Raw genomic sequence first — 17044 nt, forward strand, 5'->3', positions numbered from 1 at the left:
CAATTCATGGCGATCCCGTGGGCGTACCTGCCGCCGTCCTCGGCGCGCATGCCGTAACGCGCGGGAGCCGTCAGCTGACCCGCCGCTCCCGCCCCTCCCAGAACGGCCTGCGCAGCTCGCGCTTCAGCACCTTGCCGGCACCGGACAACGGCAGCGGCGTCTCGGTGATCTCGATGCTGCGGGGACATTTGTAGCCGGCAATCAACGTCTTCGTGAACTCGATCAGCTCGCCGGTCGAAACCTCTACGCCGCTGCGTTTGACCACGACGGCATGGACCTGCTCGCCCCATTGCTCATTGGGAACTCCGATCACGGCGCATTGCAGCACCGACGGATGCTGCGCCAGCGCGTTCTCCACCTCGACCGAGTACACATTCTCGCCCCCAGAGATGATCATGTCTTTCACGCGGTCGACGACATAGATGAATCCGTCCTCGTCCATGTAGCCGCCGTCGCCCGTGTGCATCCAGCCGTCGACGACGGCGCGCGCGGTCTCCTCCGGCCGCTCCCAATAGCCCATCATCACTGTGTCGCCGCGCACCACGATCTCGCCGACGGCGCCCGCCGGCAGCGGCTGGTCGTTCTCGTCGACGATCCGCACCTCGCAACCGATCGTGGCGCGGCCGGCGCCGCGATGGCGCCCCTTTTTGCGCCCCTCCCCGACATGCTCGTCGGGGTGCAGCAGCGTCGCGATCGGCGACAATTCGGTCATGCCATAGGCCTGCGTGAAGCGCACATGCGGCAGCGCGCGCGCGGCACGGTCGAGCACCGCCTCGCTGATCGGCGAGGCCCCGTAAATGATGTTCTTCAGGGACGACAGGTCATATTTGCCGATCGCGGGGTGATCGACGAACATCTGGATCATCGTGGGCACCAGCAGCACGTCTGTGACGCGCTCGTTCTGCATCGCAGCCATCACGCCTTCGGGCGTGAAGCCCTGAACGATCACGTTCGAGCCGCCGGAGAGCAGCAGCGAATACATCGCCGCCCCGTTGGCAAGGTGAAACATCGGTGCCGCATGCAGATAGATCGCACTTGCCGGAAACAGGCCTTCGCCGAGTGCGTTGAGCGCATTGGCCATCAGATTCCGGTGACCGAGCATCACGCCTTTGGAACGGCCGGTGGTGCCGCCGGTGTAGAAGATGCCGGCGAGATCATCGCCTTTGCGCATGGCGTCGGGCACCGGAGCGCTGCCCGCAACCAAATCCTCATAGCTCTCCATCCCCGCCGGCGCCTCGCCATCGTCGGCATAGATCAGCTTCAGCCCCGGAATGGCGCCGGCGAGCTGCGCACCGACCTGCGCAAAGGCCTTGTCGACCAAGAGAACGGAGGCACGGCAGTCGCGCAGCGCATCCTCGTTTTCCAAAGCGCTCCAGCGGATGTTGAGCGGCACGATCACGCCGCCCGCCCAGCCGGTCGCCAGGTAGAGTTCGAGATAGCGGTCGGAATTGAAGGACAGCACCGCAACACGGTCGCCGTTCCCGACGCCGCGCGTGCGCAGGCCGCCGGCCAGCCGTGTAACGCGCTCGCCGAGCTCGCCCCAGCTGCGCCGCCGCTGGCCATAAACGGTCGCCAGCCCATTCGGATTGATCTGCAGCGCCCTGCGCAGTCCGTGCGTGATGTTCATCCCGTTCCTCCTCCCGTGCGTTTCTTCCCTGTTGCTTTGCGTCCTGAGTTGCGCCCTTGCGGCGCCCTCGGCGTCTTCCTTGCCATTTGCAGCCGAACCTCGGCCGCCAGGCCGTCCGTCAGCCGCACCGTGAACTCGTCGGCGATCGCGGTCGGCGACAGGTTGCCCTCCCGCCGATACCAATGGCCGATCCAATTGAGCGAACCCGCGATCGCGAAGGCTGCAAGCTTGGGATCGCAAGGTCTGATCGAACCGTCGGCAATGCCCGCGGCAATGTATCGCCGAAAGGTGGCGTCGATCCGCCTCTTGGCGGCGCGTGCGACACCGGCGTTCCGCTCGGTCAGGTCGCGCAGATCGAAACGCACCAGGCTCGCGCCGAAATCAGTCGCCATCAGTTCGGCATAGGCATGCACCAGCTTGCGCAGCTTGGCGAGACCCGAACCGCCGCCGGCGTTGATCTCCGTGATCACGCCGTCGACGAGCTCGGCGCCCATTGACCAGCATTCGAACAGGATTTCGTCCTTGCCCCGGAAGTAATTGTACAGCGCGGGCTTGGTGATGTTCAGCCGGTCCGCAACCTCGTTCAGCGTTACGCGATGATAGCCCTGCTCCAGGAACAGCTGCACGGCGGCGCGCAGCACCGCCTCGCGCTTCTCATCGCGGGCGCGGCGCCGGCTCTCGAACGGCAGCCAGGGCGAAGGCGATGACGGCGGAGCTGAATCCATGGTCGATCGGTTGACTCTGGTGGAGATCGGACGATATGTTACCCAGGGGTAAGAAAAAGTCCAACGGGTAATTTATTGGGAGGAAGCGATGTCTGACGTCGTCGTCGCCGGGGTCGGCATGATTCCGTTCGCCAAGCCGGGCGCCAGCGCGCCCTATCACGAGATGGGAACGGAAGCGGTCAAGCTCGCGCTCGCCGATGCCGGCCTCGGCTACGAGAGGATCGAGCAGGCCTATGTCGGATACGTCTATGGCGATTCCACCTGCGGGCAGCGCGCGCTCTACCCCGTCGGGATGACCGGCATCCCCATCGTCAACGTCAACAACAATTGCTCGACCGGATCGACCGCGCTGTTCATGGCGCGGCAAATGATCGCAAGCGGGGCGCTGGATTGCGTGCTGGCGGTTGGCTTCGAGCAGATGAAGCCCGGCGCGCTCGGCAGCGTCTACACCGATCGCCCGAGCGCGTTCGAGGACTTCGACGCCGCCGCGGACCGGCTGATCGACGCCCCCGGCATTCCGCTGGCGCTGCGCTATTTCGGCGGCGCCGGGCTCAGCCACATGAAGAAATACGGCACCCCGCTCGACGCCTTCGCCAAGGTGCGCGCCAAGGCGAGCCGTCACGCCAAGAACAATCCACTCGCACTCTTCCGCAAGGAAGTCAGCGCGGACGACGTCATGAACGATCAGGTGATCTGGCCGGGCGTGATGACGCGCCTGATGGCGTGCCCGCCGACCTGCGGCGGCGCCGCCGCCGTGCTGGTCTCCGAGCGGTTTGCCGACAAGCATGGCATCGGCAAAGAAGTACGCATCGCGGCGCAGGCCATGACAACCGACAAGCCCTCGACCTTCAAGGCAGGCGACATGATGCAGCTGGTCGGCTACGACATGGCAAAAGAGGCGGCAGGCCGAGTTTATGAAAGCGCCGGCATCGGGCCTGACGATCTCGATGTCGTCGAACTGCACGACTGCTTCGCCCATAACGAGCTCATCACCTACGAGGCGCTCGGCCTCTGCAGCGAGGGTGAAGCCGGCAAGTTCATCAATGACGGCGACAATACCTATGGCGGCCGGATCGTGACCAATCCGTCCGGCGGATTGCTGTCCAAGGGACATCCGCTCGGCGCCACCGGGCTCGCGCAGTGTTACGAGCTGACGCGGCAGCTGCGCGGCACGGCAGGCTCCACCCAAGTCGAGGGTGCGAAGGTCGCACTTCAGCACAATCTGGGCCTCGGCGGGGCCTGCGTCGTCACGCTCTACAAGCGGCACTGATATCGGCCATGGTCGACCAGTCCGCCGTAGGGCGCAGCTTCACGCCGGTCACCGCGCGCGTGGAGCCCGGCCGTCTCCGCTACTTCCTCAACACGCTGGGTGAACAGAATCCGGTCTACCGCAATGCGGATGCCGCGCGAGCGGCTGGATTCGCTGGCACCCCAGTGCCGCCGACCTATCTGTTCTGCCTGGAGATGATGGACGTCGACGACCCATTCGAGATGTTCAGCACGCTCGGCATTGATCTCGCCCGCGTGCTGCATGGCGAGCAGAGCTTCGCCTATCATGCGCCGGTTCTGGTCGGCGACACCCTGACGTTTCGGCCGCGCGTAACCAGCGTAACGGACAAGAAGGGTGGCGCGATGACGCTGATCGGCATCCGATGCGAGGTGACCAACCAGGACGGCGTGCATGTCGCCGATACCGCGCGGACCATCGTCGTCCGCAACGAGGTGACGTCATGACAGCGTCCGGAGACATCAAGGCCGGCGACCGCATCGTCCACAAGGTCTTTCCGCCGATCACCCGCCACACGCTCGCGCTCTATTGCGGCGCATCGGGCGACCACAACCCGATTCACGTCGACATCGACTTCGCCAAGGCGGCCGGATTTCCGGATGTGTTCGTCCACGGCATGCTGGTGATGGCCTGTCTCGGGCAGGCGCTGACGGATGTGGTGCCGCCCTCGAAGCTCCGCACCTTTACGACCCGGTTCGTCTCGATAACTCAGCTCGGCGCCAAGCTCACTTGCGAAGGCACCGTGACCGAGCTCTTCGCCGAGGATGGCGAGGATCGCGCAAGGCTCGCGCTCGCCACCAGGGACGATCGCGGCGAGCTCAAGCTCGAAGGCAGCGCCGTCGTCGCGCTCTGACAGCAAGAGGACTCATCCAGATGACAAAACTGCAGGGAAAGGTCGCGCTCGTCACCGGCTCGGGCCGCGGCATCGGGCGCGCGATCGCGCTCAAGCTCGCGCGCGAAGGCGCCAGGGTGGTCGTCAACGATCTCGATGCCGAGCCTGGCAATGCCGTGGTGGCGGAGATCAAGGCGATGGGCGGCGACGCCACTGCCGTGAACGGCAGCGTCTCGGAAGCGGGTTTCGCCGATCGCTTCGTCGGCGCCGCGCTGGACAAGTTCGGCGGGCTCGACATCATCGTCAACAATGCCGGCTACACCTGGGACTCCACCATCCAGAAGATGACCGACGAGCAGTTCCAAGCCATGCTCGACGTCCACCTCGTCGCGCCGTTCCGGATCCTGCGCGCGGCCGCCGAGCCGATCCGCGTCTTCGCCAGGAAGGAGGCCGAAGAGGGACGCGAGGTGTTCCGCAAGGTCGTGAACATCTCCTCCATCGCAGGTCTCTACGGCAATGCCGGGCAGGCCAGCTATTCCTCGGCCAAGGCTTCGCTGATCGGATTGACCCGAACCATGTGCAAGGAGTGGGGCCGCTACAAGGTCAACGTCAATTGCGTCGCCTTTGGCCTCATCAACACCCGCCTGACCCAGCCGATCGAGGCGCAGCAGAAGACCATCGACGTCGCCGGCCGGGACATCAAAGTCGGCGTGCAGCCGCACATGCTGGAAGCCATGTCGCGCATGATCCCGCTCGGCCGCGGCGGTACGCCGGAAGAGGCGGCCGACGCCGTCTATCTGTTCTGCAGTCCGGAATCCAACTATATCAGCGGCCAGGTGGTCGTCGCCGGCGGCGGCCTGATTGTCTAAGAGCGAGGCGCTGATGCATTATCGATCCTCCTGGATGACCGAAGAGCTCGACGTCTTCCGCGACCAGTTCCGCAAATATCTCGCCAAGGACCTGGCGCCCCATGCCGAGAAATGGCGCGAGCAGAAAATGGTCGACCGCTTCGCCTGGCGCGGGCTAGGCGAGATGGGCGCGCTGCTGGCGAGCGTGCCGGAGGAATATGGCGGCCTGGGCGCGACCTTCGCCTATGACGCCGCCGTGCTCGATGATCTCGAGAGCACGGTGCCGGAGCTGACCACCGGCGTCTCCGTGCACAGCGCCATCGTCGCGCATTACATTCTCAACTACGGCTCGGAGGAGCAGAAGAAACGCTGGCTGCCGAAGATGGCGTCCGGCGAGATGGTCGGCGCAATCGCCATGACCGAGCCGGGCACCGGGTCGGACCTGCAAGCCGTGAAAACCACGGCGAAGAAGCAGGGCAATTCCTACGTCATCAATGGCCAGAAGACCTTCATCACGAATGGCCAGGCCGCCGATCTCGTCATCGTGGTCGCGCGCACGGGCGAGGCTGGTGCCAAGGGCATTTCGCTGATCGTGGTCGAGACCGCGGGCGCGGACGGCTACAAGCGCGGGCGCAACCTCGACAAGATCGGCCTGCATGCCTCCGACACCTCGGAGCTGTTCTTCGACAACGTGACGGTGCCGCCGGAAAACCTGCTCGGCAAGGAGGAGGGCCAGGGTTTTGTCCAGTTGATGCAGCAATTGCCGCAGGAACGCCTTGCGCTCGCGGTCGGCGCCGTCGCCTCGATGGAGCGCGCGGTCAAGCTCACCACCGACTACACCAAGGAGCGGAAGGCATTCGGCAAGCCGCTGATGGATTTCCAGAACACCGCCTTCACGCTGGCCGAGCGCAAGACCGAGGCGATGATCGCGCGCGTCTTCGTCGACTGGTGCATCGAGCGCCTGATCGCCAAGGACCTCGACACCGTGACGGCCTCGATGGCGAAATATTGGTGCTCGGAGAAGCAGGTCGAGACCGCCGACGAATGCCTGCAGCTGTTCGGCGGCTACGGCTACATGCAGGAATACCCGATCTCGCGCATCTTCATCGATTCCCGCATCCAGAAGATCTATGGCGGCACCAACGAGATCATGAAGCTCCTGATCGCCAGATCCTTGTAGATCAGGTCGCTGTCGATCACCGCGCGCGCCAGTCGCGCGGCCGGCAGCCGAAGCGCTGCTTGAAGCGGCGGGTGAAGTGGGACAGGTCCGAGAAGCCCCAATCAAAGGCGATCGAGCCGATCGCCTGGCCCGCCTTCGCGGGATCGCTCAGGTCGCGCGCCGCGCCGTCCAACCTGCGGTCCATGACGTAGTCCGAGAATGTGGTACCCGCGCGCTCAAACAATTTGTGCACGTAGCGCTCGCTGATACCGATGGCACGTGCGACGTCCGCAACCGCGAGGCGCTGCTCGGAGAGGCGTTCATGCACGGCGCGGCGGAGCGCGAGCGCGGTCGCATCGGCAAAGCTGGCGGCTTCGGCCGTCTGCGCACGCGAGCGGCGCGACAGGCTCAGCGCAACGAGGTCGAGCAGCACGCCGAACAGCCTGACGGCTTCGCCTTCGGTCATCCGCAGCGCGCCGGCATTCAGAGACCGCGCGGTCTCGACGATGAGATGGCCGACGAAGGGATCGTCGGACACGCGCTCCACCTTGAAGTCGAACGACGGTGGCAGCCGATCACGCAGCTCGCGCGAAGGCACCCAGAAGGATGCAACCTGCAGCGTCGGGCCGCGATCATGCAGCAAGGTCACTTCCCGGTCGCTGTCGCAGATGCCGACCTGGCCGCGCGACAGGCTGACGTCACAGCCGCCCTGGACCATGCGGCAGCGGCCGGCGAGCTTGAAGTTCAGATAGAAGCAGCTTTCGGTCGACGCAGCGATATCCGCGCGCGAGCGAAGCACGGTGTGCTCGGGAAAGACCACGCGGTTGATGGCACCGCTGCCGATCTTGATCGCCTCGACCTTGGCCGGAAACCGCGAGGTGGTCGCCGATTCCGGCGTCAGGTTCATGAAGGCCTGGCAGATCGCTTCGCGATAGTAGGAGAACTGCTCCTCGGGCCGCGTCTCGCCGGTGTCCCAGACCAGATGACGGGGCCGGCTTTCGGAATTGAGCTGCTCCATCAGTTCGCTCCAGGACCAATCCGGTTCAGCGTCAGACAAGCGCGCAACGCGCCCAGCGGTTCAGTATGGCGGCAACAACGACGTCGACCGGTGTTCAGCCGGCAAATCCAGACAAGGTCATCGCCGCGCCGATCTAAGCAGTCTTCCAAGGGAGCCACAATATGTCGACCTACGTTCTCGTCCATGGCGCCTGGCACACAGGTGCCGAGCTCGAGCCGGTCGCCGCGCCGATCCGCGCCGCCGGCCATCAGGTCCATACCCCCACCATCAAGGGCAACCGTCCGGGCGATGCCAAGACGACCGGGTTGAAGGAAGCGATCCAATCGATCGCCGACTACCTCGCCGAGAACGATCTGAAGGACGTCGTCCTGCTCGGCCATTCCTATGGCGGCATGGTCATCACCGGCGTTGCCGATCTCGCGCCCGAGCGCATCCGCCGCCTGGTCTATTGGAATGCCTTCGTGCCCAACGACGGCGAATGCCTCAACGACATGGTGCCGCCGCACTATATCGGGCTGTTCGACGCCATCGCGGCCGAGCGCGGCGACGGCTCGGTGGTGCTGCCGTTCCCGGTCTGGCGCGAGGCCTTCATCAACGATGCCGATCTGGAGACGGCGCAGCGCGCCTACGAGGTTCTCAATCCGCATCCGCTGGCGACCTTCACCGACAAGATCACGCTGAAGACCAATCCGGCCGAGATGCCGCTGGCCAAATCCTACATCAACTGCACCGAAGACGTCGCGCTGCCGCACAGCCATGGCTGGCATCCGCGCCTGTCGGAGAAGCTCGGCCTGTTTCGCCTGGTGCAGGTCGCGGGAAGCCACGAGCTGTGCTTCTCGGACCCCGCGCGGCTCGCCAAGGCGATCATGGAGGCGGGACGCGATTGACGAAACGTCCCTCGACGGCGCTCCCGGTCCATGAGCGCCGTCAATTCGGATGCCACCAACGCCCGCCGATAACGACGCCTTCGGACGCGATCTTGCGATCGCCGATCAGGTGCTCGCCGACGACGTCCTCGTAGTCGAACTGGCCCTGCCGCACCGAGATCAACGTGGCGTCGCCGACGCTGCCCGGCTTGAGGCTGCCGAGCTCGGGACGCCGCAGCGCCATCGCCGCGTTCACCGTCGATGCCGCGATCACATCCGACAGCTCCATGCCCATGCACAGGAACTTCGACATGGTCGTGACCTGGTCGTAGGCCGGGCCGTCGATGCAGAGCTGATGGATGTCGGAGGAGATGGTGTCCGGATAGAAGCCGTTGGCGAGCATGGCGCGCGCGGTCTTGAACGCGAACGAGCCCTTGCCATGGCCGATGTCGAACAGCACGCCGCGCTCGCGCGCCTCGAGCACCGCCTTCTTCACCGTGCCTTGCGCCGTCGCCGGGGTGTTCGGGAATGGACGGAAGGCATGGGTCAACACGTCGCCGGGCCGCAGGCGGGCCAGCACCTCCTCGTAGCTCGGCGGCGGATGATCGATATGCGCCATCAGCGGCATGCCGACCTCGTTGGCGACTTCGAGCGCGATGTCGAGCGGCACCGCGCCCGAAGTGCCCGAGGAATGCAGGCCCACGCGCACCTTGATGCCGACGATGAGATCGCGGTTCGCGTCGGCCACCTCGGCGGCTTCGATCGGATTCATCAGCCGCAGCTCCTCGCTCTCACCGACCATGATCCGGTGCGAGAAGCCGAAGATGCCGGCATGCGAGACGTGGAGATAAGCGAGGATGCGGACCTGGCTCGGCTCGATCACATGCTTGCGGAAGCCGGCGAAATTGCCGGGTCCGGCGCTGCCGGTATCGACCGCCGTGGTGACGCCGGAGAGCCGGCAGAATTCCTCGGCATCGATGCCGAGCGAGGTGCCGCCCCAATAGACATGGGTGTGCAGATCGATCAGTCCGGGCGTCACGATGTATTTCGAGACGTCGCGCACATCCGTGCCCGGATCCGCCTTGAGCGCGCTGCCGACCGCGGCCACCTTGCCGCCGGCAAAGGCGACATCGGTCACGGCGTCGAGCTTCTGGGACGGGTCGACCACACGGCCGCCGCGCAGGATCAAGTCGAAAGGCATCAGGGTCTCCAGATAAGCAAGCATGGACCGGCCAGAAAGTACCCTTTCAGCCTGGCCGCCTTTGCTAGCAATTTTCGCACCAGCGACGCAAATCAGCTGCTGCCGGTGCCCGGTGGACCCTATCTAGTGAACGTATTCGCGACTCTCCGGGAGCGAAGGATGTAAATGATCCAGACCACGGCGCTGATCGCAGTGACGAATGTCTGTCCGATCTGTAGAGGTTCGATGATGAAGAACTCGCTGAAAGGTCGGTTCAGCGCTGCGGAGAAGAACGACGCGACGCAGAGAAGGTCGACGAAAGGCATGAGCACCGCGCAGATCATTTGCAGGATGAAGAAGGCCGGAAATTTTCGGGAATGACTGAACAGGAGCACCGCTGTCCAGATCGCGAGCCCGATCAGCGCAACGTTCATCGCAGTCTCGCTCCAAAACACGGCCGAGAATTGCATCCAAAGGTCGGCGCGGATCGACTGCACATATTGCGCAGTACTGACGACCAGCCGCACGATGCCGATCATTTGGCCGAACGCCAGAAGCCCGAGCCAGCCGCTGATGCCGGTCATCTCTGGCTGGACGTCCTTGAATGAAGCGGCGTCTTCTGCGGGAGCGGTCGCCTCGCGAATGACCTCAAGCGGCGGCGATGCTGGGCTTGGCGGCGGCGATTGAAGGAGCTGCTGCGTGATCTCGTGCACCTCCCCGGCCGGCTTCCAATTCTCGAAGCCGTGCCGCCAGACCAGCACACGCCGAGGATCGGCGATACTAGCGAGGAGCGGAAGGAGTTCAGAAATCGAAAACGGGCCGCGCCGCTGCCCGCCCTCAGCGTAGTACCATGAGTCCGCCATGCAAAGGCCCCTGCACCCGCCGTGTTTTAGCCGGCTGTCGGCACACGTCACAGTGGAATAACGCTTGGGGGAATACCGGCGTTGCGTGCCCTTGGCGAGGCGCAAACGCGCGGAAAATGGCGATCCCGGGAAGACTCGAACTTCCGACCTACGGTTTAGGAAACCGCCGCTCTATCCGGCTGAGCTACGGGACCGCGGAACCCGTGGGTGCGGGCTCGGCCCCCTCATAGCAGAGCAAAATGCGGTTCGCCAGCCGTCAGGCGGGCGAGATCCATCGTCAACCTGAACGGGGCGGCTATACTTCCAGGCCCCTCCCAACGGAGCAGCTCACATGATCGAAAGCATCAGCGCCATCACGCTCGGCACGCATGACATGGGGCGCTCCGTGCACTTCTACCGGTCGCTGGGGTTCGAGCTCTTGTATGGTGGAGAAGCCGCCGCATTCACGAGCTTTCGCGTCGGCCCCGGTTATCTAAACCTGACGGCACAGCCGGACGACAAGCGCTGGTCCTGGTGGGGCCGCGTCATCTTCCATGTCGCCGATGTCGACGCAACCTATGAGCAGGCGCGCGCCGCGGGATGGCAGCCGTCGACCACGCCCCGTGATGCCGAATGGGGTGAGCGCTACTTCCATCTCACCGACCCCGACGGCCATGAGCTTAGTTTCGCACGTCCCCTTCGTCGGGCATGACGGGGGGCCTCACGCCCTGATATTGTTGTCCTTCACCACCTTGCCCCAAATGGCGACCTGCTTGTCGAAGAAGGTCTTGAAGGCGGCGCCGTCCTGGAGCAGCAGCGTCATGTGTTGCGTCTCCTTCAGCTGGGCGGCGGTCGCGGGCTCGCTCAGGATCTCCTTGGATGCCGCCGCGAAGGCTGCAACGACGTCCGGCGGCGTGCCCGCGGGCGCGAAGATGCCCCACCAGGCCAGCGTCTCGAAGTCCGGGAAGCCGGCCTCGATCGCGGTCTGAGTATCAGGCAGGGCCGGCAGCCGCTCGCGGCCGAGCTGCAGGATCGGACGCAGCATGTTGGTGCCGAGCTGGGCGGCGACCAGCGCCGCCGATCCCGCGATGAGATCGACATGGCCGCCGAGCACGTCGTTCATGGCCGGCCCGCCGCCGCGATAAGGCACGTGCATGATCTCGACGCCGGCCTTGCTGCCGAGCACGGTCATGGCGAGATGGCCGAGCGTGCCGATGCCGACCGAGGCGTATTTCACCGCGCCGGGGCTCGCCTTGCAGGCGGCGACCACGTCGGCGAAGGTCTTGTAGGGGCGGCCGGCGCCGGCCGCGATCACGTAAGGCGCGGTGCCGATCAGCAGCACCGGTATCAGCTCGCGCTCGACATCGACCGGCGGCTTGTCGAGGATCGACGGGATCACCGCGTGGGAATCGAACGTCACCAGGAAGGTCGAGCCGTCGGCCGGGCTCTTGGCTACCTGCGCCGCGCCGAGCGCACCGGCCGCGCCCGATTTGTTCTCGACCACCACGATGCGCCCAAGCTTGGTCTGCAGGTTCGTCTGCAGCAGCCGCGCCATGGCGTCGGTCGATCCGCCCGGCGGGAACGGCACCACCAGCGTGATCTTGCCGGCCTGCGCCATCGCCGGCGTCAATGCGAGAATAGCCGGCGCGGCCAGCAGCGCCCGTCGTGTGATCGTCATGGTCCCCTCCCTTTATGTGTAGCGCTTTGCTTTTTTGCTTTTGAGCGCTAGGTCGTGCCGAAGCCTGACCCTGCTTTTCTGTATTCTGGCCGAGGCGGACTGAAGATGTCCAGTACGCGGGCGCCATCGGGGCCGGCGCGCATGGTGTGCGGCACGTTCCCGGGGGTGCGCCAGAAATCGCCCTTCTTCACCGGGATTTCCTCGTCGCCCTGGACGCGGATGGCGGAGCCGTCGAGCAGCACGCCCCACTGCTCCTCGGGGTGATGATGCAGCGTGCCTTGCGCATGCGGGGCCAGCGTCACCACCGACAGCATCGCCTGCTCGCCGGAGAAGATGCGCGTGGTCACGCCGGCGGCAAGCTCGCGGAAGAGTCCGTCGCTGGCATCATCGAGATTGTGAAATTCTTCCTTCTGGCTCACGCCATCCTCCCTTCACGCTCCTCTGATCAGGACTTGCCGTAGGCGCCCTGGTAACGGCCCTCGCGGATCGCCTTCAGCGTCTCCTCCTCGCGCGCGACCTGGACGCGCACCGCTTCCAACAGGGCGGCCGCGCCGGCAGCGGGAAACGACACCACGCCGTCCTCGTCGCCGACGACGATGTCGCCGGGCGCAATCACGCTGCCGCCGATCGTCACCGGCACGTTGATCTCGCCGGGGCCGTTCTTGTAGGGACCGCGATGGATCACTGCGCGGGCGTAGCAGGGGAAGTCGTCGGCCCCGAATGCTGCGACGTCGCGGATCGCGCCGTCGATGACATAGCCTTCGGCTTTGCGCGATTGCGCGATGTTCTTCATGATCTCACCGATCAGCGCGCGCGTCTCGTCGCCGCCGCCGTCGACCACGATGACGTCGCCGGGCCCGACCAGATCCAGCGCGCGGTGGATCGCGAGATTGTCGCCGGGACGGGTGCGCACGGTGAAGGCCGTGCCCACCAGCTTGCCGCCGCGATGATAGGGCCTCAGCCCCACTGCACCGGGCAGCCGGGCGAGATTGTCCGAGATCACCGAGGTCGGCGCGTCCCTGAACCCCTCGATGATATCGGCCGGCGGCTTCGGCACGCTGCTCGCTGCGATGGTGATGGTCATGTCAATCCTTCCTTGCTTGTCTCATTCGGCATGGGCCTGCGCCTTCGATGGCAAGATCCGGAAGGCGCGCCCCTCCTTCATCCACGCCGCACGCTCGTCGCGCAACAGGGTGCGGCGAACTTTTCCGGAATCGTCGCGCGGTGGGGCGCCGACGAATTCGAAGCTTTCGGGATGCTTATAGCGGCTGAGCCGGTCCTTGAGAAAATCCGCCATGCTGTCGGCAATGGCCTGCCCGTCGGCATCGGGCTCCGGCTCGATGATGGCATGCACACGCTGGCCCAATTCCGGATCGGGCAAGCCAACCACGACGCAGGAGCGCACGCCAGGAGCCTCGGACACCGCGGCCTCGACCTCGGCCGGATAGATGTTGGCGCCGCCGCGCAGCACCATGTCGGCGAGGCGGTCGCCGAGATAGAGGTAGCCTTCGGCGTCCAGCCGGCCGATATCGCCCAGCGATTCCCAGCCGTCGGCGCGACGCTTCGGCTCGGCGCCGAGATAATGGTAGGTGGCGTCCTTGCCGTCATTGTTGAGGAAATAGATCTCGCCGGTCTCGCCCGGCGCGACGTCGTTGCCGTCCTCGCCGATGATGCGAAGCTTCGCCATGTCGCCGATCTTGCCAACCGAGCCCTTGTGCGTCAGCCATTCAGTGCCGGAGATGATGCAGGCGCCCTGCCGCTCGGTGCCGCCATAGAGCTCCCAAATCCGCTCGGGTCCGAGCCAGCCGATCCAGTTCTCCTTCAGCCACGGCGGCATCGGCGCAGCCATGTGGAAGACCGTCTGCAGGCTCGACAGATCGTAAGAGTTGCGCACGCTCGCAGGCAGCGCCCAGATCCGGTGCATCATGGTCGGCACGAAATTGACCCATTGCACGCGCTCGCGTTCGATCTGCCGCAGCGTCTCCTCGGCGTCGAACTTGGTCAGGCCCGTGAGCTTGCCGCCGACGAACAGCGCATAATGCGACACGATGAACGGCGCGTTGTGGTAGAGCGGACCGGGATTGAGCAGCGATACGCCGAAGGGAATATTGAGCGGCGGCGCAGCCGCGGTATCGGTCACGGCCGGCTGGTGATCGAGGATCACCTTGGGTCGGCCGGTCGAGCCGCCTGAGGTCATCGCCTTCCAATATCGCGCCACCGGCGGCGCCAGCGGCCCATCCGAAAATCCTTCCGGCATGAAGTCGGCGGGCAACCGGTTGGGCGCATTCCAGTCGGCCTCGCCGCCGACCACCAGCGCAGGCTTGAGAATATCGAGCACGGCGGCGGCTTCGCCGCGCGGCAGCCGCCAGGACAGCGAGGTCGGCGTCGCGCCGCATTTCCACACCGCAAAGGAGGTCTCGAAGAACGCGTTGCCGTTCGGCAATCCGATCGCGACGAAATCGCCGGGCGTGACGCCCTTGGCCATGAATGCCCGCGCGCGGCGGTTGGCGCCGCGCTCGAGCTCGTCCCAGGTCAGCGTGTCCTGCCCGTGACGGATCGCAATCGTGCCGTGTGGTTTGCGTTCAGCGTACCAGCGCGGCACATCGGAGAGCGGCAGCAACATCAAGCGTTTCCATTTCGTGTTCTTGGCGTCGCCATGGAGGTGAGGCGCTCGCAGTTGAAGTGTATCAGCCTCGCGGCAGGGCGCTGTGACTCTCACGCCACGTCAAGCACAAAATGTCAGCATTGCAGCCCTGAATTTCCCGGGTTCCATGGGTGACAAGCCGGCAAGAAAGGGGCAAAAATCCGGCTCGACTCAGTGCGGGTTGCGTCTTGCAGGGAATGCTCTCTTAGAATGTCGGCCGTGGTCACATCGCATCGCGCGGCGCTGCTTCTCGTTGCCGCAGCAGGATTTTTCCTGCTGGCGCAGGGGCGTGCCGACGCGCAATGGTGGAAACGCGCACCTGTCGATTTCGAGGAATGCGCCGACGTCGCCGAGAAGGCCGCGACCAAGGCGGAGAAAACGGCGGCCCTTGCCGATTGCAACGCCAAGTTTGCCGGCCGCCGCAAGCCGGGTGGCGGCTATTCCTATTACGATTTCCTCCAGGATCGCACCTTCGACATCGCCGGTCCCAATCCGACGCCGGAGGAGCAGAAGAAGATCGACGAAGCCTATACGGCCTATCTCGCCAACCAGCGCCGCAGCAACGAAGCGGCCCAGGCTATCGCCCGGCAGCAGCGCGAACAGCAGGAGCAACAGTTGCAGCAGCTGCAGCAGGTCGCGCTGCGGACCGAAGTCGCGCGCGTGCCGGTGCCGGTCGAGCGGCCGAAGGTGCAGCAAGCCGCGGGCGCGAAGCCGAAGGCTGCACCTTGCGCCAAGGGCTCGTTCTCCTGCGAATGGCCGCGGCTGTCGGAGAGCTTGAACGACCTGAAGAAGCTGTTCAACCCGACCCCGAGCAAGCCCGCGAAGAAGGGGGGGTGAATCGGCACCCGTCATTGCGAGATGACGTAGGGTGGGCAAAGGCGCAAGGCGCCGTGCCCACCATTCATTCGCGATTGAGAGAATTGGTGGGCGCTTTGCCCACCCTACGAGAGCGTCGCGCCTTAGTTCGTGTGCTTCTTCTTGCCGCGCTTCGATTTGACCTTCGGCACATCCACCGGCGCTGTTACCATCGGCGAAGCACCCAACTGCGACCGGCTCTCCTGCAATCGCCTGTCATATCCAGGTGAGTTCATCACCGTCGGCGGCCTCGCATAGGCGAGCGTCGATGTGCCGCAGAAGGCGGTCAGCGCGAGCCCGATCACAAGACCACATTTCATCGCGCTCCTCCTTTCGGGCGCTACCCCCGAATCTGCTGCGGCGTCATACGGAGCGGACCGTTGCCTGCCGCCTCGGCTTCCTTGATCAGCGCAACAATGCGGCGCATCAGCGGCACGGCAACATGGTTCCGCTCGGCGAGCGCGATGACCGCGCCTTGCAGATAGTCGATCTCGGTCTTGCGGCCCTGCTTCAGATCCTGCCACATCGAGGAGCGCGCCTCGGGATCGATCTTCATGGTCCGGCCCAGGATTGCACCGAAGATCGCATCCGGCAGCCGCAGCAGGGTTGGAGACCAGCTCATCGGGATCGGCGTCGACGACACCGGCACGATGTGGGCGGCCTTCAGCACGGCCAGCCCTTCAGCCATCTGGTCGGCGAACAGCCTGCGCCAGTCGCGGCTGGCCAGTTGCGCCGCAAGCGGCATGTCCGACAGCGCGCTGAGCGCGTTGTTGAGGTTGATGATCAGCTTGCCCCATTGCACGCCGGTGATGTCGCCGCTCGCGCGCATCGTGAGGCCGGCGACCGAGAGCTTCCCGGCCGTGTTCTCCGCATCCTCGCCAACATGAATGTCGCCGGAGGTCGAGCGGTGGAAGCGGCCCTCGCCCATCGCGATCACGTTGAACGGCACCATTCCGGCCAGCACGGACCGGCCGCCCAGCCGCTCGCGCAGCACAGCGACATTGCCGATGCCGTTCTGAAGCGAGACGATGACGGCATCCTCAGGCGCATGCTGCGCGATCTGCTCGGCGACAGCAGCGGTATCGGCGCTTTTCACCGTCACCAGCACGATGCCGGCGCTGTGGAAGATCGAGGGATCCTCCGACAGCGCCAGTTGACCCGCGCCGAGCTTGTTCTCGGAGCCGTCGAAATCAGTCAGAAGCAAGCCGAACCGCTCGATCTCGGTCTTTACCCGCGGCCGCACCAGGAGCGCGACGCGGCGGCCGCTGGCGGCCAGCATGCCGCCGACGAAACAGCCGATGGCGCCGGCGCCGGCCACAACGATCGGTCGATCCGCAATCACCGAGCTCACTCCCTGAATGACCGGCCTTCGATAGCAGAGCCGAGCCCGACAACCAATCGCGGCGCATCCGACTTGTAACGGTCATGAGTGCCCCATATCTTCTCGCCCCGGGGGCAGTCAGCGGCGAGCGCTCGCCGAAC

Annotated in this window: 19 protein-coding genes and 1 tRNA gene; 8 read left to right on the plus strand and 12 right to left on the minus strand. The window is 65.1% G+C overall.

Going from position 1 to position 17044, the window contains the following annotated elements:
• Window positions 1-70: 70 nt before the first annotated feature.
• A complete protein-coding gene (locus ABIA45_RS25490; protein ID WP_404654202.1) occupies window positions 71-1627 on the minus strand; it encodes a long-chain fatty acid--CoA ligase in 1557 nt (518 codons plus the stop codon).
• Window positions 1624-2352, minus strand: coding sequence for a TetR/AcrR family transcriptional regulator (locus tag ABIA45_RS25495; protein ID WP_404654204.1), 729 nt, complete (start codon window positions 2350-2352; stop codon window positions 1624-1626). Before ABIA45_RS25495 ends, ABIA45_RS25490 begins: the two co-directional genes overlap by 4 nt.
• Before the next feature lie 88 nt (window positions 2353-2440).
• On the opposite strand from ABIA45_RS25495, the gene ABIA45_RS25500 reads away from it, so the two are divergent.
• From ABIA45_RS25500 to ABIA45_RS25520, 5 genes are read left to right on the plus strand one after another with little or no spacing between them, the layout of a single operon-like run.
• Window positions 2441-3622 (plus strand): lipid-transfer protein, encoded by a 1182-nt coding sequence (locus ABIA45_RS25500; protein ID WP_404654206.1) that lies wholly within the window; start codon window positions 2441-2443, stop codon window positions 3620-3622.
• Between the two features lie 8 nt (window positions 3623-3630).
• Window positions 3631-4086, plus strand: a complete 456-nt coding sequence (locus ABIA45_RS25505) for a MaoC family dehydratase N-terminal domain-containing protein (RefSeq protein WP_404544471.1) — start codon at window positions 3631-3633, stop codon at window positions 4084-4086.
• Entirely contained in the window at window positions 4083-4493 is a 411-nt protein-coding gene (locus ABIA45_RS25510) for a MaoC family dehydratase (protein WP_271539673.1), read from the plus strand. The genes ABIA45_RS25505 and ABIA45_RS25510 overlap by 4 nt, the downstream gene beginning before the upstream one ends.
• 20 nt (window positions 4494-4513) lie before the next feature.
• Window positions 4514-5341 (plus strand): SDR family NAD(P)-dependent oxidoreductase, encoded by an 828-nt coding sequence (locus ABIA45_RS25515; protein ID WP_157285803.1) that lies wholly within the window; start codon window positions 4514-4516, stop codon window positions 5339-5341.
• 13 nt (window positions 5342-5354) lie between these two features.
• Window positions 5355-6500, plus strand: coding sequence for an acyl-CoA dehydrogenase family protein (locus tag ABIA45_RS25520; protein ID WP_157285802.1), 1146 nt, complete (start codon window positions 5355-5357; stop codon window positions 6498-6500).
• A gap of 16 nt (window positions 6501-6516) precedes the next feature.
• On the opposite strand, the gene ABIA45_RS25525 is transcribed toward ABIA45_RS25520, so the two are convergent.
• Window positions 6517-7497: a helix-turn-helix domain-containing protein gene (locus ABIA45_RS25525; RefSeq protein WP_157285801.1), complete on the minus strand. Its 981-nt coding sequence runs from the start codon at window positions 7495-7497 to the stop codon at window positions 6517-6519.
• Between the two features lie 161 nt (window positions 7498-7658).
• Between ABIA45_RS25525 and ABIA45_RS25530 the strand changes: the two genes are divergently transcribed.
• On the plus strand, window positions 7659-8384 hold the full coding sequence (locus ABIA45_RS25530) for an alpha/beta fold hydrolase (RefSeq protein ID WP_271539678.1): 726 nt from the start codon (window positions 7659-7661) through the stop codon (window positions 8382-8384).
• A gap of 40 nt (window positions 8385-8424) precedes the next feature.
• On the opposite strand, the gene ABIA45_RS25535 is transcribed toward ABIA45_RS25530, so the two are convergent.
• The 3 genes from ABIA45_RS25535 to ABIA45_RS25545 all read right to left on the minus strand — a co-directional run bounded on the left by ABIA45_RS25535 (window position 8425) and on the right by ABIA45_RS25545 (window position 10600).
• Window positions 8425-9564: an amidohydrolase/deacetylase family metallohydrolase gene (locus tag ABIA45_RS25535; RefSeq protein WP_271539680.1), complete on the minus strand. Its 1140-nt coding sequence runs from the start codon at window positions 9562-9564 to the stop codon at window positions 8425-8427.
• Window positions 9565-9683: 119 nt separating this feature from the next.
• Window positions 9684-10511 (minus strand): DUF2569 family protein, encoded by an 828-nt coding sequence (locus ABIA45_RS25540; RefSeq protein ID WP_404654210.1) that lies wholly within the window; start codon window positions 10509-10511, stop codon window positions 9684-9686.
• 12 nt (window positions 10512-10523) lie between these two features.
• Window positions 10524-10600, minus strand: a tRNA-Arg gene (locus tag ABIA45_RS25545).
• A gap of 137 nt (window positions 10601-10737) precedes the next feature.
• On the opposite strand from ABIA45_RS25545, the gene ABIA45_RS25550 reads away from it, so the two are divergent.
• Window positions 10738-11097: a VOC family protein gene (locus tag ABIA45_RS25550; RefSeq protein ID WP_271539683.1), complete on the plus strand. Its 360-nt coding sequence runs from the start codon at window positions 10738-10740 to the stop codon at window positions 11095-11097.
• A gap of 9 nt (window positions 11098-11106) precedes the next feature.
• Here ABIA45_RS25550 and ABIA45_RS25555 read toward each other — a convergent pair whose 3' ends face one another.
• Genes ABIA45_RS25555 through ABIA45_RS25570 form a run of 4 tightly spaced genes read right to left on the minus strand, consistent with a single transcriptional unit; the run spans window position 11107 to window position 14686 of the window.
• On the minus strand, window positions 11107-12063 hold the full coding sequence (locus ABIA45_RS25555) for a tripartite tricarboxylate transporter substrate-binding protein (RefSeq protein WP_404654211.1): 957 nt from the start codon (window positions 12061-12063) through the stop codon (window positions 11107-11109).
• Window positions 12064-12110: 47 nt separating this feature from the next.
• Window positions 12111-12482 (minus strand): cupin domain-containing protein, encoded by a 372-nt coding sequence (locus tag ABIA45_RS25560; RefSeq protein WP_036042482.1) that lies wholly within the window; start codon window positions 12480-12482, stop codon window positions 12111-12113.
• 26 nt (window positions 12483-12508) lie between these two features.
• A complete protein-coding gene (locus ABIA45_RS25565; RefSeq protein ID WP_271539687.1) occupies window positions 12509-13147 on the minus strand; it encodes an RraA family protein in 639 nt (212 codons plus the stop codon).
• A gap of 21 nt (window positions 13148-13168) precedes the next feature.
• Window positions 13169-14686: an AMP-binding protein gene (locus ABIA45_RS25570; protein WP_404654214.1), complete on the minus strand. Its 1518-nt coding sequence runs from the start codon at window positions 14684-14686 to the stop codon at window positions 13169-13171.
• 231 nt (window positions 14687-14917) lie between these two features.
• Between ABIA45_RS25570 and ABIA45_RS25575 the strand changes: the two genes are divergently transcribed.
• Complete coding sequence (locus ABIA45_RS25575) at window positions 14918-15544, plus strand: hypothetical protein (RefSeq protein WP_404654216.1); 627 nt, start codon at window positions 14918-14920, stop codon at window positions 15542-15544.
• A gap of 122 nt (window positions 15545-15666) precedes the next feature.
• On the opposite strand, the gene ABIA45_RS25580 is transcribed toward ABIA45_RS25575, so the two are convergent.
• The gene (locus tag ABIA45_RS25580; RefSeq protein WP_157285793.1) at window positions 15667-15882 is read right to left on the minus strand and encodes a hypothetical protein; all 216 of its coding nucleotides are present in this window, start codon (window positions 15880-15882) and stop codon (window positions 15667-15669) included.
• 20 nt (window positions 15883-15902) lie between these two features.
• Window positions 15903-16904: a 2-dehydropantoate 2-reductase gene (locus ABIA45_RS25585; RefSeq protein WP_275498190.1), complete on the minus strand. Its 1002-nt coding sequence runs from the start codon at window positions 16902-16904 to the stop codon at window positions 15903-15905.
• Window positions 16905-17044 lie beyond the last annotated feature (140 nt).

This window comes from Bradyrhizobium sp. USDA 336 (assembly GCF_044908355.1).
Classification (GTDB): Bacteria; Pseudomonadota; Alphaproteobacteria; order Rhizobiales; family Xanthobacteraceae; genus Bradyrhizobium; species Bradyrhizobium yuanmingense.

Bases quoted from the DNA above. Each gene is read 5' to 3' on its own strand.
- ABIA45_RS25490 (WP_404654202.1), bottom strand. From the start codon at position 1,627: ATGAACATCACGCACGGACTGCGCAGGGCGCTGCAGATCAATCCGAAT.
- ABIA45_RS25495 (WP_404654204.1), bottom strand. From the start codon at position 2,352: ATGGATTCAGCTCCGCCGTCATCGCCTTCGCCCTGGCTGCCGTTCGAG.
- ABIA45_RS25500 (WP_404654206.1), top strand. From the start codon at position 2,441: ATGTCTGACGTCGTCGTCGCCGGGGTCGGCATGATTCCGTTCGCCAAG.
- ABIA45_RS25505 (WP_404544471.1), top strand. From the start codon at position 3,631: ATGGTCGACCAGTCCGCCGTAGGGCGCAGCTTCACGCCGGTCACCGCG.
- ABIA45_RS25510 (WP_271539673.1), top strand. From the start codon at position 4,083: ATGACAGCGTCCGGAGACATCAAGGCCGGCGACCGCATCGTCCACAAG.
- ABIA45_RS25515 (WP_157285803.1), top strand. From the start codon at position 4,514: ATGACAAAACTGCAGGGAAAGGTCGCGCTCGTCACCGGCTCGGGCCGC.
- ABIA45_RS25520 (WP_157285802.1), top strand. From the start codon at position 5,355: ATGCATTATCGATCCTCCTGGATGACCGAAGAGCTCGACGTCTTCCGC.
- ABIA45_RS25525 (WP_157285801.1), bottom strand. From the start codon at position 7,497: ATGGAGCAGCTCAATTCCGAAAGCCGGCCCCGTCATCTGGTCTGGGAC.
- ABIA45_RS25530 (WP_271539678.1), top strand. From the start codon at position 7,659: ATGTCGACCTACGTTCTCGTCCATGGCGCCTGGCACACAGGTGCCGAG.
- ABIA45_RS25535 (WP_271539680.1), bottom strand. From the start codon at position 9,564: ATGCCTTTCGACTTGATCCTGCGCGGCGGCCGTGTGGTCGACCCGTCC.
- ABIA45_RS25550 (WP_271539683.1), top strand. From the start codon at position 10,738: ATGATCGAAAGCATCAGCGCCATCACGCTCGGCACGCATGACATGGGG.
- ABIA45_RS25555 (WP_404654211.1), bottom strand. From the start codon at position 12,063: ATGACGATCACACGACGGGCGCTGCTGGCCGCGCCGGCTATTCTCGCA.
- ABIA45_RS25565 (WP_271539687.1), bottom strand. From the start codon at position 13,147: ATGACCATCACCATCGCAGCGAGCAGCGTGCCGAAGCCGCCGGCCGAT.
- ABIA45_RS25570 (WP_404654214.1), bottom strand. From the start codon at position 14,686: ATGTTGCTGCCGCTCTCCGATGTGCCGCGCTGGTACGCTGAACGCAAA.
- ABIA45_RS25575 (WP_404654216.1), top strand. From the start codon at position 14,918: ATGTCGGCCGTGGTCACATCGCATCGCGCGGCGCTGCTTCTCGTTGCC.
- ABIA45_RS25580 (WP_157285793.1), bottom strand. From the start codon at position 15,882: ATGAAATGTGGTCTTGTGATCGGGCTCGCGCTGACCGCCTTCTGCGGC.